The sequence below is a fragment of the Sulfitobacter sp. G5_S2_6_S6 genome (genome assembly GCF_054968505.1).
This window is the reverse complement of the sequence record NZ_JBQKUI010000008.1, coordinates 152,054-168,209: the sequence shown is the minus strand read 5'-3', so window position 1 is coordinate 168,209 and position 16,156 is coordinate 152,054. Positions and strand designations below refer to the sequence as shown.

The following is a 16,156-nucleotide window of genomic DNA, read 5'->3' as shown; positions in this document are numbered from 1 at the left end:
ACACCACCTTTTTCAGATAATTCAAACACTTCCGAATGCCACCGCGACTGGGATCGTAGCAGGTTTTCGTAGCAGTTTGTGACATCACAGCCCGTGACAAGTAGCGATGCCGGTCCATTATCTGGCCGTCATAGAAATTCGACTTTGCGATTCCTTTTGCGAACACTTCACCCATGTTAGGGGTAGCTCCGCCACAGTTGAGTAGCAGCGGCGGAGCTCTATTGTTTCACCTAAATAAATGACGCGTTGTCATTATCCCACCCACGCGAGCTCACCGATCAGCTTGTTGCAGGCTTCTTGCGGGGTGGTAAATGCGACCATTGTATTGAATCCGGTCTGCATATCGTTACGCGCTTTTGCGATTACGGCGTCCGTTGCTCCGAGATTTCGTGCAGTAGCAACATTCTTGCTAGCGTCCTCTCGCAATGTCTTCACACTTGAGTATCCCCCAGCATACCCCGCGCATTGTCTAGCAACTATCTCCGCCCCAGCGGCTCTTCTGGCAGCGGCTTCCATTGGCGACGCCGCAGGTGCAACACATCCAGCCAATGTCACTAGCGTAACAGCAGTTAAAATCATGTTTTTCATAAATGCCTCCTTTGCATTAACGAAGAAAGGCATAGCCATTTCCCTCATACAAGCATGAATTGAATCTACCACCAACCAACTCGCTAGACACGAACTTCCGTGGATCACTCTTGTATTTGGTAGCAACACCAGAGGAAGCTAATTCGCACGTGCGTTTAATGGGGTTAGGACGGTTTTTTAAGTTGCTCTAGCTCTTCGCGCTGCGCGCTCAGATCGCCTGTCTGAAAGTCTCTGTCCGTTGGAGGCTGGCATTCGCCAGCCTCACTCCCTTCGCCTTGCCCCCGTTTCCGCCCCAGCGTGATCGATACTCAAGCAGGCTAATCTTGGTTCTCGACTGGAGACAGAGGTGATGAGAGCTGCCGGAGATAGGCATTGGTCGCGGTAAACCACCCGAAAGAGATCAGGGGCACCCGCCCCCCCTCGAATTCGCTGCCGTGCCCAGCCACCCAAGGTGGCCGAGCGGCAGCATAAAGAACCCTTGGGAAGGGTTCTGAAGTCTGTGTAGCTGGCATGGCCCCAACGGCCTCACATACTCAGGTGGCGATGCGGCCAGCAGGGGCGATGCCAAACGCGCTATTGGCTGGCCATGCCAACCATCATCGATCCCAGTGCGACAAGGTGGATCAGCATGATCGCCCTGTCATTCCACAGGGTGCCCACGATGAACCAACCGATGACGCCGACGATGAACAGATAGAGGTTCCACGGCGTCCAGCCGAATCCCGTTGCGGCGTAGCCGAGGATCTGCACGATCGATGCGGCCCATTTGATCCAGAACGCAAGTCGGGTGCTGCTGCGCAAGGCGATCAGATCAGACGGCACGGGTCAGCCCTCCGTCGATGCGCCAGTTCTGACCGGTGACATAGCCGCCTTGGTCGGACGCCAACCACCCGATGAGGGAGGAGACCTCTGCCTCGGTGCCATACCGGCCCATGGGGATGCGCGCGCGGCGGTCGTCTGTTTCGGGCAGGCTGTCGATGAACCCCGGCAAGACATTGTTCATGCGGATGTTCATGTCTGCGTATTGATCGGCGTAAAGCTTGGCGAACCCTGCAAGCCCCGCGCGGAAAATCCCTGATGTGGGGAATAGCGGGTCGGGCTCGAACGCCGCGAAGGTAGAGATGTTGATGATCGCGCCGCCGCCCTGTGCTGCCATGATCGGGGTCACCAGTCGCGTGGGGCGGATCACGTTCATCAGGTACACGTCCATGCCCTGATGCCAGTCGTCATCCGTCATCTCCAAGATGTCGCCCTTGGGTCCGTGACCGGCCGAGTTCACCAGCACATCCACGCGCCCCCATCGTTCCATAGCGCCATCGACCAATTGCGCCAGATCATCAACCGACTGGTTGGTGCCGGTGACACCGAAGCCGCCAAGCTCTTTGGCCAGTGCTTCGCCTTTGCCAGAGGACGACAGGATCGCGACCTTGAACCCATCGGCGGCAAGCTTTTTGGCAGCCCCTGCCCCCATGCCGCTGCCGCCCGCTGTGATTAACGCTACTTTTTCTACACTCATGACGTTTGCCTCCTATATGTGTTAGACAGCGCTATCGCGTCTGCTTCAACGCAGGTAAGCACTTTGCAACGCTTCGACCAGCCAGACATACTGCTGCATGACGATAGGATTTCTACTGTGCCGACCTCGAACGACCTCCCCCCTCTGAACGGGCTGCGCGCCTTTGCAGCTGCGGGCCGCCATCTTACCTTTCGCGCCGCAGCTGATGAATTGGGCGTGACCCAAGGTGCCGTGGCCCAACAGGTGCGCGGGCTCGAAGACCATCTGAACCTGCGTCTCTTTCTCAGAGAGCCGCGCGGGCTGGCCTTTACCGAAGAGGGGCGCGCCTATCACATCGCGATTGCCCGCGCCTTCGATCAAATGGCCGATGCAACAGATGCGCTGCGCACCGCGCCGTCCCACGTCACGATCAGTGTCACCCCCACCTTTGCGTCGAAATGGCTGATCCCCCGACTGGCAGCGTTTACCCAAGCCCACCCCGGCATTGATCTGCGCATCACCGCGACCGAAAGAGTGTCCAGCTTTCACGCGGATGGGATCGACCTTGCCGTGCGGCAGGGCAATCCGCCATTCGGGGCGAGCCTGCGCGCTGATCTGTTGTTCGAGCAGCAGATCGTCGCCGTCTGCGCCCCCCATTTGGCAGAAGCGCTGAACACGCCGATGGACGCGGCAGGTATCGCGGAGGCGACACTGCTGCATGACACGCACGATCTTTGGCCGCAGTTCATCAAAACGGTGTTTGGGCGCGATCTCCCGACGGCGCGCGGTCTGCGGTTCAACCAAACGACGCTTAGCCTTGATGCGGCGCTTGCCGGTCAGGGGATCGCCCTTGCCAACCGGTTTCTTGTCCAGCGTGATCTGCGTGCGAAACGGCTGGTGCAACCGATCGAAGGCGCATTGAGCGGTGGTAGCGGGTTTTACCTTTTGTCCCCACGGCAAGGCTCCCCAAGCGGTGCCGCCCATGTCCGCGACTGGCTACTGGGCCGCGCCCGCGACGACGTGGCAGAGGCCGCCCTAACTCCAAACGACGAAAGCAACCTTCCCATAGCGGAACCCTGACCCGCTGGCGGGGGTTCTTCTTCATAGATGTCACAAGACAAAGGGCCCCCTTCTCATGAAGACGACACTGACCGTTAACGGCGAAGACCATAGTCTTGACGCCGACACCCGCACGTCGCTGCTGGATGCGCTGCGCAATCACCTGAACCTCACCGGCACCAAAAAGGGCTGCGACCACGGCCAATGCGGCGCCTGCACCGTCATGGTCAACGGCCGCCGCATCAATTCCTGCCTGACGCTCGCCTGTATGCACGACGGCGACGAGATCACCACGATCGAGGGTCTGGGCGACGAACGCAACCTGTCCGACATGCAGCAGAACTTTGTCAAACACGACGGTTTCCAGTGCGGCTATTGCACACCGGGTCAGATCTGCTCAGCCACCGCCATGCTCGAAGAGTTCAAAGCCGGCTGGCCTTCTAACGTATCCGGCAGCCTGACCGCCTCGCCCGAGCTGACCGACGGCGAGATATCAGAGCGGATGTCCGGCAATATCTGTCGCTGCGCCGCCTACCCCAACATTGTCGATGCGATCCGCGAAACGGCGAAGGGGCAGTCATGAAACAGTTCAATTACGTCCGCGCCGGCGCCAATAGCGATGTCACCGGCACCCCAGATGCCACGATCATCGCCGGGGGCACCAATCTACTGGACCTTATGAAGCTAGAGGTGATGACCCCCGACCGGCTGGTCGATATCTCGCGTTTGGACCTCAAACAAATCACCCCAACCCGCGACGGCGGGCTGCGCATCGGTGCTTTGGTCACCAATTCTGATCTGGCGGCGGATATGACGGTACGGTCGGATTATGCCGCACTCTCCGCCGCCCTGCTGGCGGGCGCGTCCGGCCAGCTGCGCAACAAGGCGACCACGGGTGGCAACCTGCTGCAACGTACCCGCTGCTACTATTTCTACGACACCGATCAGCCCTGTAACAAGCGCGACCCCGGCTCAGGCTGTGGTGCGATGGAGGGGGCGAACCGTCTGCACGCGATCCTTGGTGTGACCGACAAATGTATCGCCAGCCACCCCAGCGATATGGCGGTGGCCATGCAGATGTTAGGGGCCGAGGTCGAGATCGAGACCACCGATGGTGTGACCCGCACTGTGCCGCTGTCCGACTTTTATCTGATCCCCACCGACCCCGCCGTCGAAACCGTCTTGCAACCGGGAGAGTTGATCACCGCCGTGATCCTCCCCGCCCCCGCCGAGGGTCGCCAGACCTACCGCAAGGTACGCGACCGCGCGTCCTACGCCTTTGCGATGGTATCGGTCGCGGCGCGGATCAAGGTGACGGATGGCAAGATCACCCAAGCCGCAATTGCCTGCGGCGGTATCGGCTCAATGCCTTGGCGCGATCCGGCGGTCGAGGACGCGTTGATCGGGCACGACCCCTCGCGCGAGGTGTTTGGCAAAGCCGCTGATATTCTGGTCACGGAGGCCGCACCGAAAGAAGGCAATGCGTTCAAGGTGCCGCTGGCCCGACGCACGCTTATCGCCACACTCAAGGAACTCACGGGGGTACAGCAATGACCGACGGTAGCAATATTTCGACCGCCGAACTGACGATGGATGAACCCGATGACCGCAACCGGCTGGATGCCACGGTTCAGGGGTTGATCCACACCGGCATGGACCGCCCTGACGGCCCGCTGAAAGTATCAGGCCGGGCCACCTATGCGCATGAGGATCAGCCCACGGGCATGTTGACCGGCGTTTTGGTGCGCGCCCCTGTCGCGGGCGGTCAGGTCACCGGCCTGAACGCCGAGGCGATCGGCAAGCTGGATGGGGTGCGCGGCGTGTTCCACGGTAAGACCTTCCTGCGCAATCCCGCACAAGGCACCGCGAACGAAGCGCCGGTGCAGCCGGACGGCAAGATTTCCTATGTCGGTCAGCCCGTGGGTTTGGTGGTCGCCGATACGTTCGAGCAGGCCCGCCACGCGGCCCATATGGTCGAGCTTCAGATCACGCCCGACGATGCGGTCACCGACCTGGAAACGGCAGAGATCGAGACACCGAAGGAAAAGCAATCGTCCCAAGGTGATCTGGACGCCGCCCTGTCGCAAGCCGCCTATACCGTGGACGAAACCTATCGCACAGGCGGGCATAGCTCGTCGGCGATGGAACCCCACGCCGCGATCGCGCAATGGGACGGCGACAAGCTGACCCTGCGCGGGTCGTACCAGATGCTCAAATACAATGTGAATGAACTGGCCGACGCCCTTGGGATCGACCCAGAGAATGTCCATATTCTGGCCCCGTTCGTGGGGGGTGGCTTCGGCTCCAAACTGGGGATCAGCCACGAAGCCGTGGCCGCGGCGCTCGCCGCGCGCGAGCTGGGGGCACCGGTGGCTGTCGTATTGACGCGGCAGCAGGTGCTAGAAGCCACAATGCGTCGATCCGAGACCGTGCAGCACATCAAGCTCGCCGCGGATGCAGACGGGCGCATGACCGGCATCGGGCACGATTCCACCGTGTCGCAACTGATGGACGAAAGCTTTGCAGAGCCGGTAGCCCAGGCCACGCCATTTCTTTACCGTGGTGAGAACCGCGAGATCGGGATGCACATCAAGCGGATCAACCGCATGTGTGCAGGCTCTGTCCGCGCGCCGGGGGAAGCGGTCGGGATCACCGCGCTTGAAATCGCGATGGACGAACTGGCGGTCGCAAGTGGCATCGACCCTGTCGAATTGCGCAAACGCAACATTCCGGATGTCGACCCGTCAGACGGGCGCGCATTCTCGTCCCACAAATTGGCCGAGGCGTTGGATGATGGGGCCAAGACCTTTGGCTGGGACAGCCGCGAGGTCGGCAAGACGGACGGTGAATGGCTGATCGGCTACGGCATGGCCTCTGCCACTCGCGTCAATATGCTTGGCGAAAGCCACGCCCGCGTGACGCTGAATCAGGACGGTAGCCTGCTGGTTGAAACCGATATGACCGACATCGGCACGGGCACCTATGCGATCCTCACCCAGATTGCGGGCGAAATGCTGGGCGTGCCTTCGGACCGTGTGACGGTGCGTTTGGGCGACAGCAGCCTGCCCAAAGCCGCCGGATCCGGTGGCAGCTGGGGTGCTGCGTCCTCGGGCGGGTCGGTTTTTGTCGCCTGCGAAGCCCTGCGCAAAAAGATCGCCGAGGCTATGGGCGTAGAGGAACGCGACCTGACCCTGCAAGATGGTGTCGCCACCGCCAACAACCGTCGCGCCGATCTGCCGGAATTCACGAAGGATGGCCCGCTCACGGTCAAGGGCACGATCAAGAAGGGTGACACCCAGACCGACCGCCGCCAAGCCACCTTCGGTGCTTTCTTTGCCGAGGTTGGCGTGAACAGCGTCACCGGCGAGACGCGCGTGCGCCGGATGCACGGCAGCTTCGCCGCCGGTCGCATCCTGAACGCCAAGACTGCGCGCTCGCAATGTCTGGGCGGCATGACCTTTGGCATCGGCATGGCGCTGACCGAAGAGCTAATGTTTGACAAACGCGACGGCCATCTGGTGAACAACGATCTGGCTGAATACCACGTGCCGGTAAACCTTGATGTGCCACAGCTGACCGTGAACTTCGTGCAGGAACGTGACCCTTGGGCGAACCCCATGCAGGCCAAAGGCATCGGAGAGCTGGGTATCTGCGGCGCAGGCGCATCCATCATCAATGCGATCTACGACGCCTGCGGTGTGCGGGTGCGTGACCTGCCCGCGACGATGGACAAGATCCTGTCGGGCCTTCCAGAGATGTAACCGGCTGCATCCGCAAACAAAGCAACCGGCGCGGCGAAAGCTTGCGCCGGTTTTTTTTGTGGGCTTTTGCATCACGACTGGACCCGCCCCAGCAAGAAAAGCGACCCGCGGACTGTGCACCGGCCAATCTCAGCACGTCGGGCATCTGCGGTTCCTACCGCCCTCACCGCCAGCAACAAGACACAAAAAAGCCCGCGCGATGAAGCGCGGGCTTTTATCAGCTATACCGGCATTATCAGGACTTCTTGACGTCTCCGACACCCTGTTTATCGGCCTCGGCTTCGGCAGCGTCGACAACACGTTGGCCAGAGGCTTTGGCCTTCTCGACAATCGCGTCTGCTGCTGTATCACCCGGGGCCGCGGCGTCCGCGTCCTCTTTGGTTTCTCGCAACACCTTCTTCGCCTCGTCAGAGGCCGCCTGAGCAACCTTGCCGAGCTTTGCCTTTTCTTCGGCGAAGATACGTTCAGCGTCGGCCATCAACTGGTCGCTGTGCTGACCCATGTAGCGGTCCTCGGTCCGGCTGCGGGGCAGTGCGGCCCCGATGGCGGCTCCAACGGCGAGCGCAAGCGCACCGGCGATCAGGGGCTGTTCTTCGTACATATCGACGGCACGATCCCGACCTTCGCGGCTATAGGAGGCGGCTGTCGCACGGGCACGAACGGCGCTTTCACGCGCGGCAATGACGCGCTCGCGGGCTTGCTCTGACAGGTCTTCGGTGCCCTCGGCCAGACGGCGGCGCAACTGCGCTGCGCGTTCGGAGGCCGAGGATGCAAAGTCGCGCGCCCCCGATGCGACGGAATGACCAGCATCCGATACCGCACCTGCTGCGCCCTTGGCTTTGTCTGCCACGGCCGAGCCCGCGTTTTGGGCGGACCCCGCTACGCTGGACGCCGCGCCCGAGACACGGTCACCGGCGCGCGATGCCGCGTCGCCTGCACGCTGTGCGATACCGGGCTGATCGTCATCTTCTGTAAGCGCCCAAGTTGGCACATCACCCGTCCGCGCAACATCGCCCGAGTAATATGGCTTGGACGGATCGCCGGGCTGTGGCCCCAGATCACGACGCTGGCCCACGGGAACGACGCCATGCTGTTCTGCGCTGACCGGTAGGTCGTGGTCGTCGTGACGGACACCGTAATAGTTTGCATGCCCGCGGGTGTCGCGATAATCGCGATCATCGCGCGAGACATAGCGGTCGCGGCCTGGCATCTTGTCGCCGGCCATCAACCACGCGAGGCCAACACCGGTCAGCGCCAGCGCAATCGGATTGCGCTTTACCGCATCGGTGACAGAGCGGCCGATGTCGCCCCCGTGTTCGCGGAACTGATCCGAGAATTGGCGGGCGATGGTTTCGACCGAGAACTTGTCTTGCAGATCGTCCAGCGTGCTGGTCAATCCGGCGCGCTCGCGCTCGATCTCGCGTTCGATTTCTTCGGGGCTGCGGTTATTACTTGTCATCGTAAACCTCCTTCACGGCTTGCGCGTCACGTTTTACGTTTTTGGTGGTGCGGGTCGGTGCCAAGCTGCTGAGTTTCAGCGCATTGGTCCCTTTGTTGACCATCACATAGGCGATCAGTGCAAAGGCAACGCCGACGATCAGGGCCGACCACCCCGCAGGGATGCCTGCTTCGGTGAGGGCTGCAACCAATGCCGCGGACAGCACGTTCAAAGCGGTCAGGGCAACGACGACAGCGCCGACGATCAGACCGATGGCCGCACCCGCAGATTTCAGATTTTCGTTTACTTCGGCACGGGCCAGATCGACCTCGCTGCGGACCAGCGAACTGACGTGGGTCAGCGCATCGCTCAGCAGGCTGCCGGTGGATTTATTGGGATCGGTGGTCATACTGTGCTCCCTTTCGGTGTGGTGTTTACGGCGGGGCTGGCGACATCACCTGTATCTAGGTTATGCGCGCGCTCTGCAGGTGCGGGGCGTTCCATCTCGCGGCCCTCGTAGGCATAGCGTTCGCCGCGTGCGCCAGTGTTCGACGCTTTGGCAAACCGTGTCGCGGCAAAGCCGACCAAGGCAGCACCGCCCAGAAAGACGAAGGGGTTGCGTTTGGCAAAGTCAGATACCGCGCCGACCATCTCGCCGAGATCCTTGTCGCGCATGGAGTCAGAAGCATCCGCAAGCCCGTCTGCAAGCTGGCTAAAGGTGCGTTCTTGTGGCGACCCGCTGCGCAGTTCGTCGGCGGCGGTGCGCAATGCGCTGGCCACGCCTCTGACTTCGCTCGCGGCGGCACCTTTGGCCTCATCCGCATAGCGTGCGGCATCGGAGGCAACGGTGTCGGCCACGTCTTTCGCCCGCGCTTTGGCTTCATCCGTAGCGGAGGCGGCGGTGGCTTTTACTTTTTCATTCAGGTCCTGCGCGCCGGCAGGATTGCTATTTTTAGTATCAGTCATGATGCGCTCCTTTTGTTAGGCGATGAGGTTGAGAACGGCGAGAACGACCACGATCAGGCCGATGAGGTAGAAAATTCCATGCATTCAATTTCTCCTTTTTTGTCACGTTCCTGTTATTGAAGACCCAACCGTCAGAGTTGAATTTCGTTCCGCGCTTCCGACGTTGGGGGCGATAAAACTCGCGTCGGAACAGGTGTGATTTTAGGGTGCATATAAAGGCACGCGCGAAGCCGCCGCGCACGCAGACAGCGTGGAACGCATTGGCGCATCGCCGCGTTGGTCAGGGAATACAAATCACATCGCAAAGGAGATCGATATGCCGATGAACAGCCTTAAAGACGTGTACCATGACCAACTCCAAGACCTGTACAGCGCGAACAAACAGTCGCTGGATGTGGTCGTCGCCCTAGGCCGTGCCGCCAAGGATAAAGAGCTTTCCGAAGCCCTGATCGCCGGATCGAACGGCATCAGCGACGGCATGGAAAAGATTGCCGAGATATGCAACGCCCACGGTATTTCGCCCACGGGTGAACACTGCAAAGGGATGGAAGGGCTTGTGGCCGAGGCGAAGGCCCACGCGCTGGAAGAAGATTTCGGCGACGACGACGTACGCGACGCCATGATCATCACACAGTATCAGCGCATGGTGCATTACGCGCTGGCCGGATACGGCTGCCTTGTCGCCTTTGCCAACCGTCTGGGCAAAGACGAAGATGGTGCCATCCTGCAGGAATGTCTGGATCAGACCTATGACGGTGACCGCCGCATGACCGACATCGCGACAGGTGGCGTGAATAAAGCCGCAGCCTAAGTTTGCGACAGTTGGGGCGTTAGCCCCCAACCAATGTGCAAAAGCCCCGCTGGATCAGCGGGGCTTTTCTCATGTCTGCCTACCTCGAAGAACCGTGTCGCGGCGTCAGCTCGCTTCTGCCGCGGTCGCTTGGGGGAAGTAATCGACCCCCTCTTTCTCGGCGAGCTTGTGGATCTCTGCCATGATGCCTTCACGCGCGTCGCAGGCGGCCTCCCAAGAGGTGTTGGGGTCGGCACAGGGCACGAGGAACCAGACGTCCTTGCCCAACACATCCTGCCCCGCCACCCGCACGCATACGTCATCTCGATTGCCCACGTATTTCTCGTCCAGCGCGTCGATCACCTTGTCGAATGCGTCGCGCAACGCATCCACATCTGCGGTGTGAGACAGTTTGATCTTAACGATGCGCAACATTTCCGGCTCCTGCATGGTCCAGTTCTTGAACGGGGTAGAGACGAATTCGGTCACCGGCACGACCAGCCGCGTGCCATCCCAGTCGCGCAGCTGCACATAGGTGAAATGGATCCGCTCCACGTGGCATAGCGCGTCGTTGAACACGATACGGTCGCCGATCTTGGCTGATCCGTTCAAGGCGATCTGCAACGACGACATGATATTGCTTAAAATGCTGCGCGCGGCGAAGCCCAAGACAAGGGTGACCGCCCCAGCCGTCCCTAGCAACGTCAGCCCGAGGTTCTGAAACACATTGGTCTGCGACAGGAATATACCGCCGCCAACCAGCACGACAGCCACAACAAAGACCCGACGCGCCGCCGAGATGCGCGTTGCGGTGGTACGTTTGTGCACCTCTTCCTTGAGGGTCAGGTCGGTTTCCTCGACCTGCGTCAGGTGATCCAGGATAACCTCGACGCAATTGACCACAAACCACAACCCCGCCCCTATCAGCCCCAGCCATGCGGTCGGGACCAACACTGTCGTAAGCTCTGCCGAGAAAGAGAAAATCTTGGCCTCGACCACCATCACAAACAGGGTCGACACACCCACGCAGGCGGGCCCGCGTACCGATCGGAATATCTGCCGCGCCAGCTGCGACGGCACACGCTCCGCGATCCACCCTGTCAGCAACCAGACCAGTCGCGCCACGTAAATCGCCAGCGCGATCAGCACCGGCAGGCCGATGAGTTCCCACAGCGCAAGATCAACGACCGTGTTTTCTGTCAGCACATCGGGCAGCATGGTTTCAAGCCGACCGGGCCCGTAGCGGGTGTAGAGCCGCGGAATATTCTGCACCGTATGGCGCGAGAACACCCAGACAGGGTCGCCCCCTTCGGGCTTGATCCGGTTTAGGCGGATGGACGCGGGGTAGTCGTCCATATCAAGCGTCCACAGCAACAGCGATTTGCGCGGCGTGCCCGCCATCGCCTTGTCAGAGGTGGATGTCGCATCCAGCGCATCGGGCCGGTCCAGCAGGTTGTCCCAGTTGATCACAGTTTTCCGGCTGATCACGGTTTCAAGCTGTCGGATCAGCGATGTCCCCACGTCCTGCTGGCGATCCTGCTGGATATCGGACAGGTCAAGCAGATGCGCGGCACCGACCCAATCATCGCGGCGCACGGCCCGCACAAGGCTTTCCATCGTCGCACGGGGTGTTTCGCGGTCGATTTCCGGCGTGACCGCGGGCAGACCGCTGTTCAATGCCTCGACGCAATACCAGCGGGCGGTATCGCAGGCTTCCTCTTCCTCCTGCGCCCAAAGCGGTGCCGCAAAGATCAAAAGGGTAGCCATCAGACCCGCGAGGTATCGTAGTTTGCTCAAATCACTCTCCATTCCGGCGTCACGAAATCACGTGACATGTCGGTGTTGTGACTGAGCTAGCGCAGCTGCCGCATTCTACCAGTTTTGATCTGGGCAATTCGTGCCGCCAGGCGCACCTGACCGCAAGATCAGGCCCCCACCTGCCCTGTGGCTTCGTGCAACATCTTGGTCACATGGTTCGTGGCATAGGGCTTGGGCACAAAGGCAGCCCCGCTTGGCACATCCGCTTCGTCAAGTTCGATCACGCCCGACGCGATCATGATCACCACCGGAGGCCAGGTCGTGCGCACATAGGCCGCCAGTTTGAGCCCGTTCATGGTGCCGGGCATATCTATATCGGTGAACAGGATGCCAATATCAGATTGCGTCTGCATCACTTCGATGGCTTCGTCGGCCGATCCGGCTTCATAGGTCTTAAAGCCGGCCTCTTCGATCATATCGACGGCCCCCATACGGATCAGCGGTTCATCTTCTACGATCAGCACGGCGGGTAGGTTCTGATAATCCACGTTTGGACAGCTTTCATTAATGATCAATGGGCTTGCAGAGCACCATTCTTAGATCGTCAAACCTGCCAGTGGAGCTTGTAGCATAAAGCTCAAACCCTCTGGCGCGTAGTTTAGTTCCGCCGATCCGTTAAAATATCCGGCGAGCGCTTGTTCTATCATCCGGCTGCCAAAGCCCTTGCGGCTTGGCGGTGTGACCAATGGGCCGCCGCTTTCGGTCCAGCTGAGGTGAAACACCTCTGCGCCATCGCTTGCCCGAGCGACCTTCCACCGCACCGCAATCTTGCCGTCGTCCCCGTCACCGGACAAAGCGCCGTATTTCGTGGCGTTGGTCGACAGTTCGTGCAGCGCCATCGTCAAGGCCAGCGCCTGTTTGGACCCGATCGGCACATCCGGCCCCTCTATCGCGAACCGTCCCTCACCCGTCCGATGAGGGGCCAACGCGGCCTCGATCACCTCGAGGATACGGGTCTGTGCCCATGCGGCCTTGATCAAACGGTCATGCGCCTGCGCCATCATGCCGATACGCGACTGGATAGCGACCTGTGCATCCTTCAGGTTTTCGGACTGACGCAGCGTCTGCGACACCATGACATTGACCATCGCAAGGGTATTTTTCACCCGATGGTTCATCTCGCCCAGCATCAGCTGCCGCTGTTCTTCGGCGACCTTGATCTCGTGTATATCCGTGCAGGTGCCATACCAGCGCGTGATCCGTCCGGCCTCGTCGCGCACAGGCTGGGCACGCCCCAGCACCCACCGATACTGCCCCGTGCGGTGCCGCAGGCGATATTCGATTTCATAGTGCTCGCCGGTCTCAAGACTGTGACCCCAACGCGCCCAGGCTTTTTCCTGATCGTCGGGATGGAACATGCCGTTCCAGCCCTCGCCGTCAGTCGATCCTTCGGGCACACCGGTGAATTCATACCAGCGGTCGTTGTAATAATCGTGAAACCCGTCCGGCAAAGTGGACCAGATCATCTGATCGACCGAATTCGCAATCGCGTGGAACTTGGCCTCACTCTCGAACAGCTGACGTTCCCGCAGTTCAAGCTGCTCCAGATGTTTGCGCGCCTCATGCTGCCGCCGCCGCGCCTTGAGCGCGGAGCGAACCGAGCGTACCAGCTCCTCTGCGTGCAAAGGGCGCGACAAGAGCACCGCGTTGCTCAGCTGGTCAATCCTTGCCGCCGCGTGGTTGCTACGGCTGGAGGACGTGCCATTGGCCAGCACGATAAACGGGACATCCGACCACGGGGGCTGCGCGGCCAGCGCCTCTTGCAAGGTATCGACCCCGACGCCTGCCAGCGCCTCTTCGGTCACCAAAATCGCGCCGATTTGCCGCCCGACGAGGCCCGCAAGCTCCCCAAGGGAGGCGACGGATGTCGATGCAATATCATGCTGGTCGAGCAACTGCCCGGCGACAGCCGCATCCCGTCCACGTGGCGCGAGAATACCGACAGAGACCAAAAGCGCATCATCCGGGGTCTCTGGTTCGGATGACGATGCCATTTGTGGTGTCACTTTGTACCGTCGCTGGTTTGAGGATCGAGCTGCAAAAGCGCGTCTGTGCGCTGCGTGAACACCGGCGTCCCCGACAACACGCCCGAGAAACTGCGGATAGGTTCGCCGATCACGATACCAGTCGCGTCGATCTTGAACTCACGGATGCTGCGTTCATGGTCAGACGTACGGGTCTTGATCACCGCGATGGATTTGCGCACTTCGCCTTCGGCCTCGAAAAACCGCAGCATCATGACGGTATCCGCAAGATAGCTGATATCGATGTCGGTCCGCAGTTCCCCTGTGACACCATGTTGCCCAAGGATCATCAGCGACACCACGCCCTGCTGCGCGAGATAGCTGAGCAGTTCATGCATCTGTAGCACAAGGAAATTGTCACTTGGCATGGCGTGCAAATAGGCGTTGAGGCTGTCGATCGCGACAACGCTTACCCCGTCCTTTTCGACCGTCGTGCGCACCGCGCTGGCGAATTCACCGGGCGACAGTTCCGCCGGATCGATCTGCCGGATTTCCAACTGCCCGTTGTCGATGAACGGCTGCACGTCCATGCCAAGCGCCCGCGAGCGGGTAAGCAACGTCGACAGCCGCTCGTCGAACAGGAAATACGCGGCTTTCTCGCCTCGGTTCAACGCGGCCAGCATGCAGCGCACCGCCGTCGTTGTCTTGCCCACACCAGCAGGACCGGCCAGCAGCGCGTTGGTACCGGGCACAAGCCCCCCGCCCAGCAAAGCGTCGAGTTCGTCCAGCCCCGTTGTCACCGCATCAGCCGAAAAATCGCGCGCATGATCCGCCGCGATCAGGCGCGGGTAGACGCACAACCCACCCTTTTCGATGGTAAAATCGTGATAGCCGCCGTGATACTTCAGGCCGCGCATCTTGATCACACGCAACCGGCGCCGTTCCGACCCGAAATCATTGGCCAATTGTTCAAGCGAGACGACGCCATGCGCGATGGAGTGAAGCTGTAGATCCCCCGGTTCAGCCGTGCGGTCGTCCAGCATCAAGACCGTGCAATTACGCCGCGCAAAGAAGTGCTTTAGCGCCAGGATTTGCCGACGGTAGCGCAGCGGGTTCTGCGCCAGCAAGCGCAGCTCTGACAGGCTGTCGAGAACGACACGGGTCGGATTATTCTCTTCCACCAGATTGATGATACCACGCACGGTCTCCCCGAGTTCGACTTCGCTTGGGTGCAGCAAGGATTGCTCCCGATCAGAGCTGTACTCATCTTCCGCGACCAGCTCGTACAGATCAATATCGTCTAGCGTCCAGGAGTGGGACTGTGCGACAGCGGTGAGCTCATCAACCGTTTCGGAAAGCGTGATATAAAGCCCGCGCTCACCATTTTCGCGACCATTCATCAGGAACTTCAACGCAAGCGTTGTTTTGCCGGACCCCGGCGTCCCCTCGACAAGATACAGCCGATGCGGGGTCAACCCGCCACACAGCACATCATCCAAACCAGACGTCCCTGTCGACAGCCGCGTCTGCGCCGCCCCAGCGGTACGATCGCCCATTACTTGCACCCCACTCGTATCATACTCTTACGGTGCCCTTACTCCAGCAGTGGGCCCATGTATCCGCCGTATTTTACTCAATGATGAATATTCAAGCAAATCGATTTGTATCGATAGAACGCCAGAGTGCCGGATAACCCGCGGGACTGTTCGGTAAAGGGGCGGTGGCCCGATTGCTCTTGAAAAACCCGCGCGGCTTTGCCACCTATTGCAGTGTGAGGACGACCTCCCCTGAATGGAAAACTGTCGGGACGACCCGGCCCTTCAATGAGGTATAACATGCGCTCTGCATTTGACCGTCTTCGCCACGCCATCAGTTTTGAAGTTATCGCGCTGATCCTTGTGATCCCCGCAGGCGCGATCCTGTTTAACGTGCCCCTACATGACTTTGGTGTCGTGGGCATTGTCAGCGCCACGCTCGCGACGCTTTGGAACCTTGGCTATAACGTGCTTTTCGACTTGGCCTTACAACGGCTGACTGGAACCACCCTGAAATCGCGCATCGTCCGGGTGCTGCACGCGCTGGCGTTCGAGGCGGGGCTGCTGATGGTTCTGCTGCCCTTCATCGCGTGGTATCTGGGGATCAGCCTGTGGGATGCCTTCGTGCTGGATATCGCACTGGCGGCATTCTACCTCGTTTATTCCTACGTGTTTAACCTGATCTACGACACGCTTTTTCCGCTGCCCGAATGGTCGCAAAAGCAGGCGGAAAGCGCCTAGC

Annotated in this window: 16 protein-coding genes; 6 read left to right on the top strand and 10 right to left on the bottom strand. The window is 60.3% G+C overall.

The features are described from left to right. Positions 1–252: 252 nt before the first annotated feature. The 3 genes from ACTRWK_RS13850 to ACTRWK_RS13840 all read right to left on the bottom strand — a co-directional run bounded on the left by ACTRWK_RS13850 (position 253) and on the right by ACTRWK_RS13840 (position 2,104). Positions 253–588 carry a hypothetical protein gene (locus ACTRWK_RS13850; protein WP_051843929.1) on the bottom strand — a complete coding sequence of 112 codons (336 nt, stop codon included), beginning with the start codon at positions 586–588 and terminating at the stop codon, positions 253–255. Between the two features lie 573 nt (positions 589–1,161). Next, positions 1,162–1,410: a DUF6552 family protein gene (locus ACTRWK_RS13845; RefSeq protein WP_009826291.1), complete on the bottom strand. Its 249-nt coding sequence runs from the start codon at positions 1,408–1,410 to the stop codon at positions 1,162–1,164. Beyond that, on the bottom strand, positions 1,400–2,104 hold the full coding sequence (locus ACTRWK_RS13840; RefSeq protein WP_289081499.1) for an SDR family oxidoreductase: 705 nt from the start codon (positions 2,102–2,104) through the stop codon (positions 1,400–1,402). The genes ACTRWK_RS13845 and ACTRWK_RS13840 overlap by 11 nt, the downstream gene beginning before the upstream one ends. Positions 2,105–2,221: 117 nt before the next feature. Here ACTRWK_RS13840 and ACTRWK_RS13835 point away from each other — a divergent pair, with 117 nt between their 5' ends. The 4 genes from ACTRWK_RS13835 to ACTRWK_RS13820 are packed head-to-tail and all read left to right on the top strand — an operon-like array spanning position 2,222 to position 6,903. Next, positions 2,222–3,163 (top strand): LysR substrate-binding domain-containing protein, encoded by a 942-nt coding sequence (locus ACTRWK_RS13835; protein ID WP_184582982.1) that lies wholly within the window; start codon positions 2,222–2,224, stop codon positions 3,161–3,163. Positions 3,164–3,218: 55 nt separating this feature from the next. Further along, positions 3,219–3,725, top strand: a complete 507-nt coding sequence (locus tag ACTRWK_RS13830; protein WP_462843960.1) for a 2Fe-2S iron-sulfur cluster-binding protein — start codon at positions 3,219–3,221, stop codon at positions 3,723–3,725. Beyond that, a complete protein-coding gene (locus ACTRWK_RS13825; protein WP_462843959.1) occupies positions 3,722–4,696 on the top strand; it encodes an FAD binding domain-containing protein in 975 nt (324 codons plus the stop codon). The genes ACTRWK_RS13830 and ACTRWK_RS13825 overlap by 4 nt, the downstream gene beginning before the upstream one ends. Continuing rightward, positions 4,693–6,903: a xanthine dehydrogenase family protein molybdopterin-binding subunit gene (locus ACTRWK_RS13820; RefSeq protein WP_462843958.1), complete on the top strand. Its 2,211-nt coding sequence runs from the start codon at positions 4,693–4,695 to the stop codon at positions 6,901–6,903. The genes ACTRWK_RS13825 and ACTRWK_RS13820 overlap by 4 nt, the downstream gene beginning before the upstream one ends. Positions 6,904–7,138: 235 nt before the next feature. Here ACTRWK_RS13820 and ACTRWK_RS13815 read toward each other — a convergent pair whose 3' ends face one another. Genes ACTRWK_RS13815 through ACTRWK_RS13805 form a run of 3 tightly spaced genes read right to left on the bottom strand, consistent with a single transcriptional unit; the run spans position 7,139 to position 9,307 of the window. Then, positions 7,139–8,362, bottom strand: a complete 1,224-nt coding sequence (locus ACTRWK_RS13815; RefSeq protein WP_462843957.1) for a DUF3618 domain-containing protein — start codon at positions 8,360–8,362, stop codon at positions 7,139–7,141. Further along, positions 8,352–8,750: a phage holin family protein gene (locus tag ACTRWK_RS13810; RefSeq protein ID WP_005852019.1), complete on the bottom strand. Its 399-nt coding sequence runs from the start codon at positions 8,748–8,750 to the stop codon at positions 8,352–8,354. The genes ACTRWK_RS13815 and ACTRWK_RS13810 overlap by 11 nt, the downstream gene beginning before the upstream one ends. Then, positions 8,747–9,307 (bottom strand): hypothetical protein, encoded by a 561-nt coding sequence (locus ACTRWK_RS13805; RefSeq protein ID WP_037943625.1) that lies wholly within the window; start codon positions 9,305–9,307, stop codon positions 8,747–8,749. Before ACTRWK_RS13805 ends, ACTRWK_RS13810 begins: the two co-directional genes overlap by 4 nt. 316 nt (positions 9,308–9,623) lie before the next feature. Here ACTRWK_RS13805 and ACTRWK_RS13800 point away from each other — a divergent pair, with 316 nt between their 5' ends. Then, entirely contained in the window at positions 9,624–10,118 is a 495-nt protein-coding gene (locus ACTRWK_RS13800; RefSeq protein ID WP_005852015.1) for a ferritin-like domain-containing protein, read from the top strand. 105 nt (positions 10,119–10,223) lie between these two features. On the opposite strand, the gene ACTRWK_RS13795 is transcribed toward ACTRWK_RS13800, so the two are convergent. From ACTRWK_RS13795 to ACTRWK_RS13780, 4 genes are all read right to left on the bottom strand, one after another. Beyond that, complete coding sequence (locus ACTRWK_RS13795) at positions 10,224–11,894, bottom strand: mechanosensitive ion channel family protein (RefSeq protein ID WP_235183756.1); 1,671 nt, start codon at positions 11,892–11,894, stop codon at positions 10,224–10,226. 128 nt (positions 11,895–12,022) lie between these two features. Next, entirely contained in the window at positions 12,023–12,403 is a 381-nt protein-coding gene (locus ACTRWK_RS13790) for a response regulator (protein ID WP_037943624.1), read from the bottom strand. A 48-nt stretch (positions 12,404–12,451) separates the two neighbouring features. Then, positions 12,452–13,909, bottom strand: a complete 1,458-nt coding sequence (locus ACTRWK_RS13785) for a sensor histidine kinase (RefSeq protein WP_037943620.1) — start codon at positions 13,907–13,909, stop codon at positions 12,452–12,454. A gap of 8 nt (positions 13,910–13,917) precedes the next feature. Beyond that, complete coding sequence (locus ACTRWK_RS13780; RefSeq protein WP_289081496.1) at positions 13,918–15,435, bottom strand: ATPase domain-containing protein; 1,518 nt, start codon at positions 15,433–15,435, stop codon at positions 13,918–13,920. Positions 15,436–15,714: 279 nt separating this feature from the next. Between ACTRWK_RS13780 and ACTRWK_RS13775 the strand changes: the two genes are divergently transcribed. After that, entirely contained in the window at positions 15,715–16,155 is a 441-nt protein-coding gene (locus ACTRWK_RS13775) for a PACE efflux transporter (protein WP_005852005.1), read from the top strand. The last annotated feature ends 1 nt before the right edge of the window (position 16,156 follow it).

What these genes read in the sequence shown, in the direction of transcription:
- ACTRWK_RS13850 (WP_051843929.1), bottom strand. Translation starts at nt 588, where the DNA reads ATGAAAAACATGATTTTAACTGCTGTTACGCTAGTGACATTGGCTGGA.
- ACTRWK_RS13840 (WP_289081499.1), bottom strand. Translation starts at nt 2,104, where the DNA reads ATGAGTGTAGAAAAAGTAGCGTTAATCACAGCGGGCGGCAGCGGCATG.
- ACTRWK_RS13830 (WP_462843960.1), top strand. Translation starts at nt 3,219, where the DNA reads ATGAAGACGACACTGACCGTTAACGGCGAAGACCATAGTCTTGACGCC.
- ACTRWK_RS13825 (WP_462843959.1), top strand. Translation starts at nt 3,722, where the DNA reads ATGAAACAGTTCAATTACGTCCGCGCCGGCGCCAATAGCGATGTCACC.
- ACTRWK_RS13820 (WP_462843958.1), top strand. Translation starts at nt 4,693, where the DNA reads ATGACCGACGGTAGCAATATTTCGACCGCCGAACTGACGATGGATGAA.
- ACTRWK_RS13815 (WP_462843957.1), bottom strand. Translation starts at nt 8,362, where the DNA reads ATGACAAGTAATAACCGCAGCCCCGAAGAAATCGAACGCGAGATCGAG.
- ACTRWK_RS13810 (WP_005852019.1), bottom strand. Translation starts at nt 8,750, where the DNA reads ATGACCACCGATCCCAATAAATCCACCGGCAGCCTGCTGAGCGATGCG.
- ACTRWK_RS13805 (WP_037943625.1), bottom strand. Translation starts at nt 9,307, where the DNA reads ATGACTGATACTAAAAATAGCAATCCTGCCGGCGCGCAGGACCTGAAT.
- ACTRWK_RS13800 (WP_005852015.1), top strand. Translation starts at nt 9,624, where the DNA reads ATGCCGATGAACAGCCTTAAAGACGTGTACCATGACCAACTCCAAGAC.
- ACTRWK_RS13785 (WP_037943620.1), bottom strand. Translation starts at nt 13,909, where the DNA reads ATGGCATCGTCATCCGAACCAGAGACCCCGGATGATGCGCTTTTGGTC.
- ACTRWK_RS13780 (WP_289081496.1), bottom strand. Translation starts at nt 15,435, where the DNA reads ATGGGCGATCGTACCGCTGGGGCGGCGCAGACGCGGCTGTCGACAGGG.
- ACTRWK_RS13775 (WP_005852005.1), top strand. Translation starts at nt 15,715, where the DNA reads ATGCGCTCTGCATTTGACCGTCTTCGCCACGCCATCAGTTTTGAAGTT.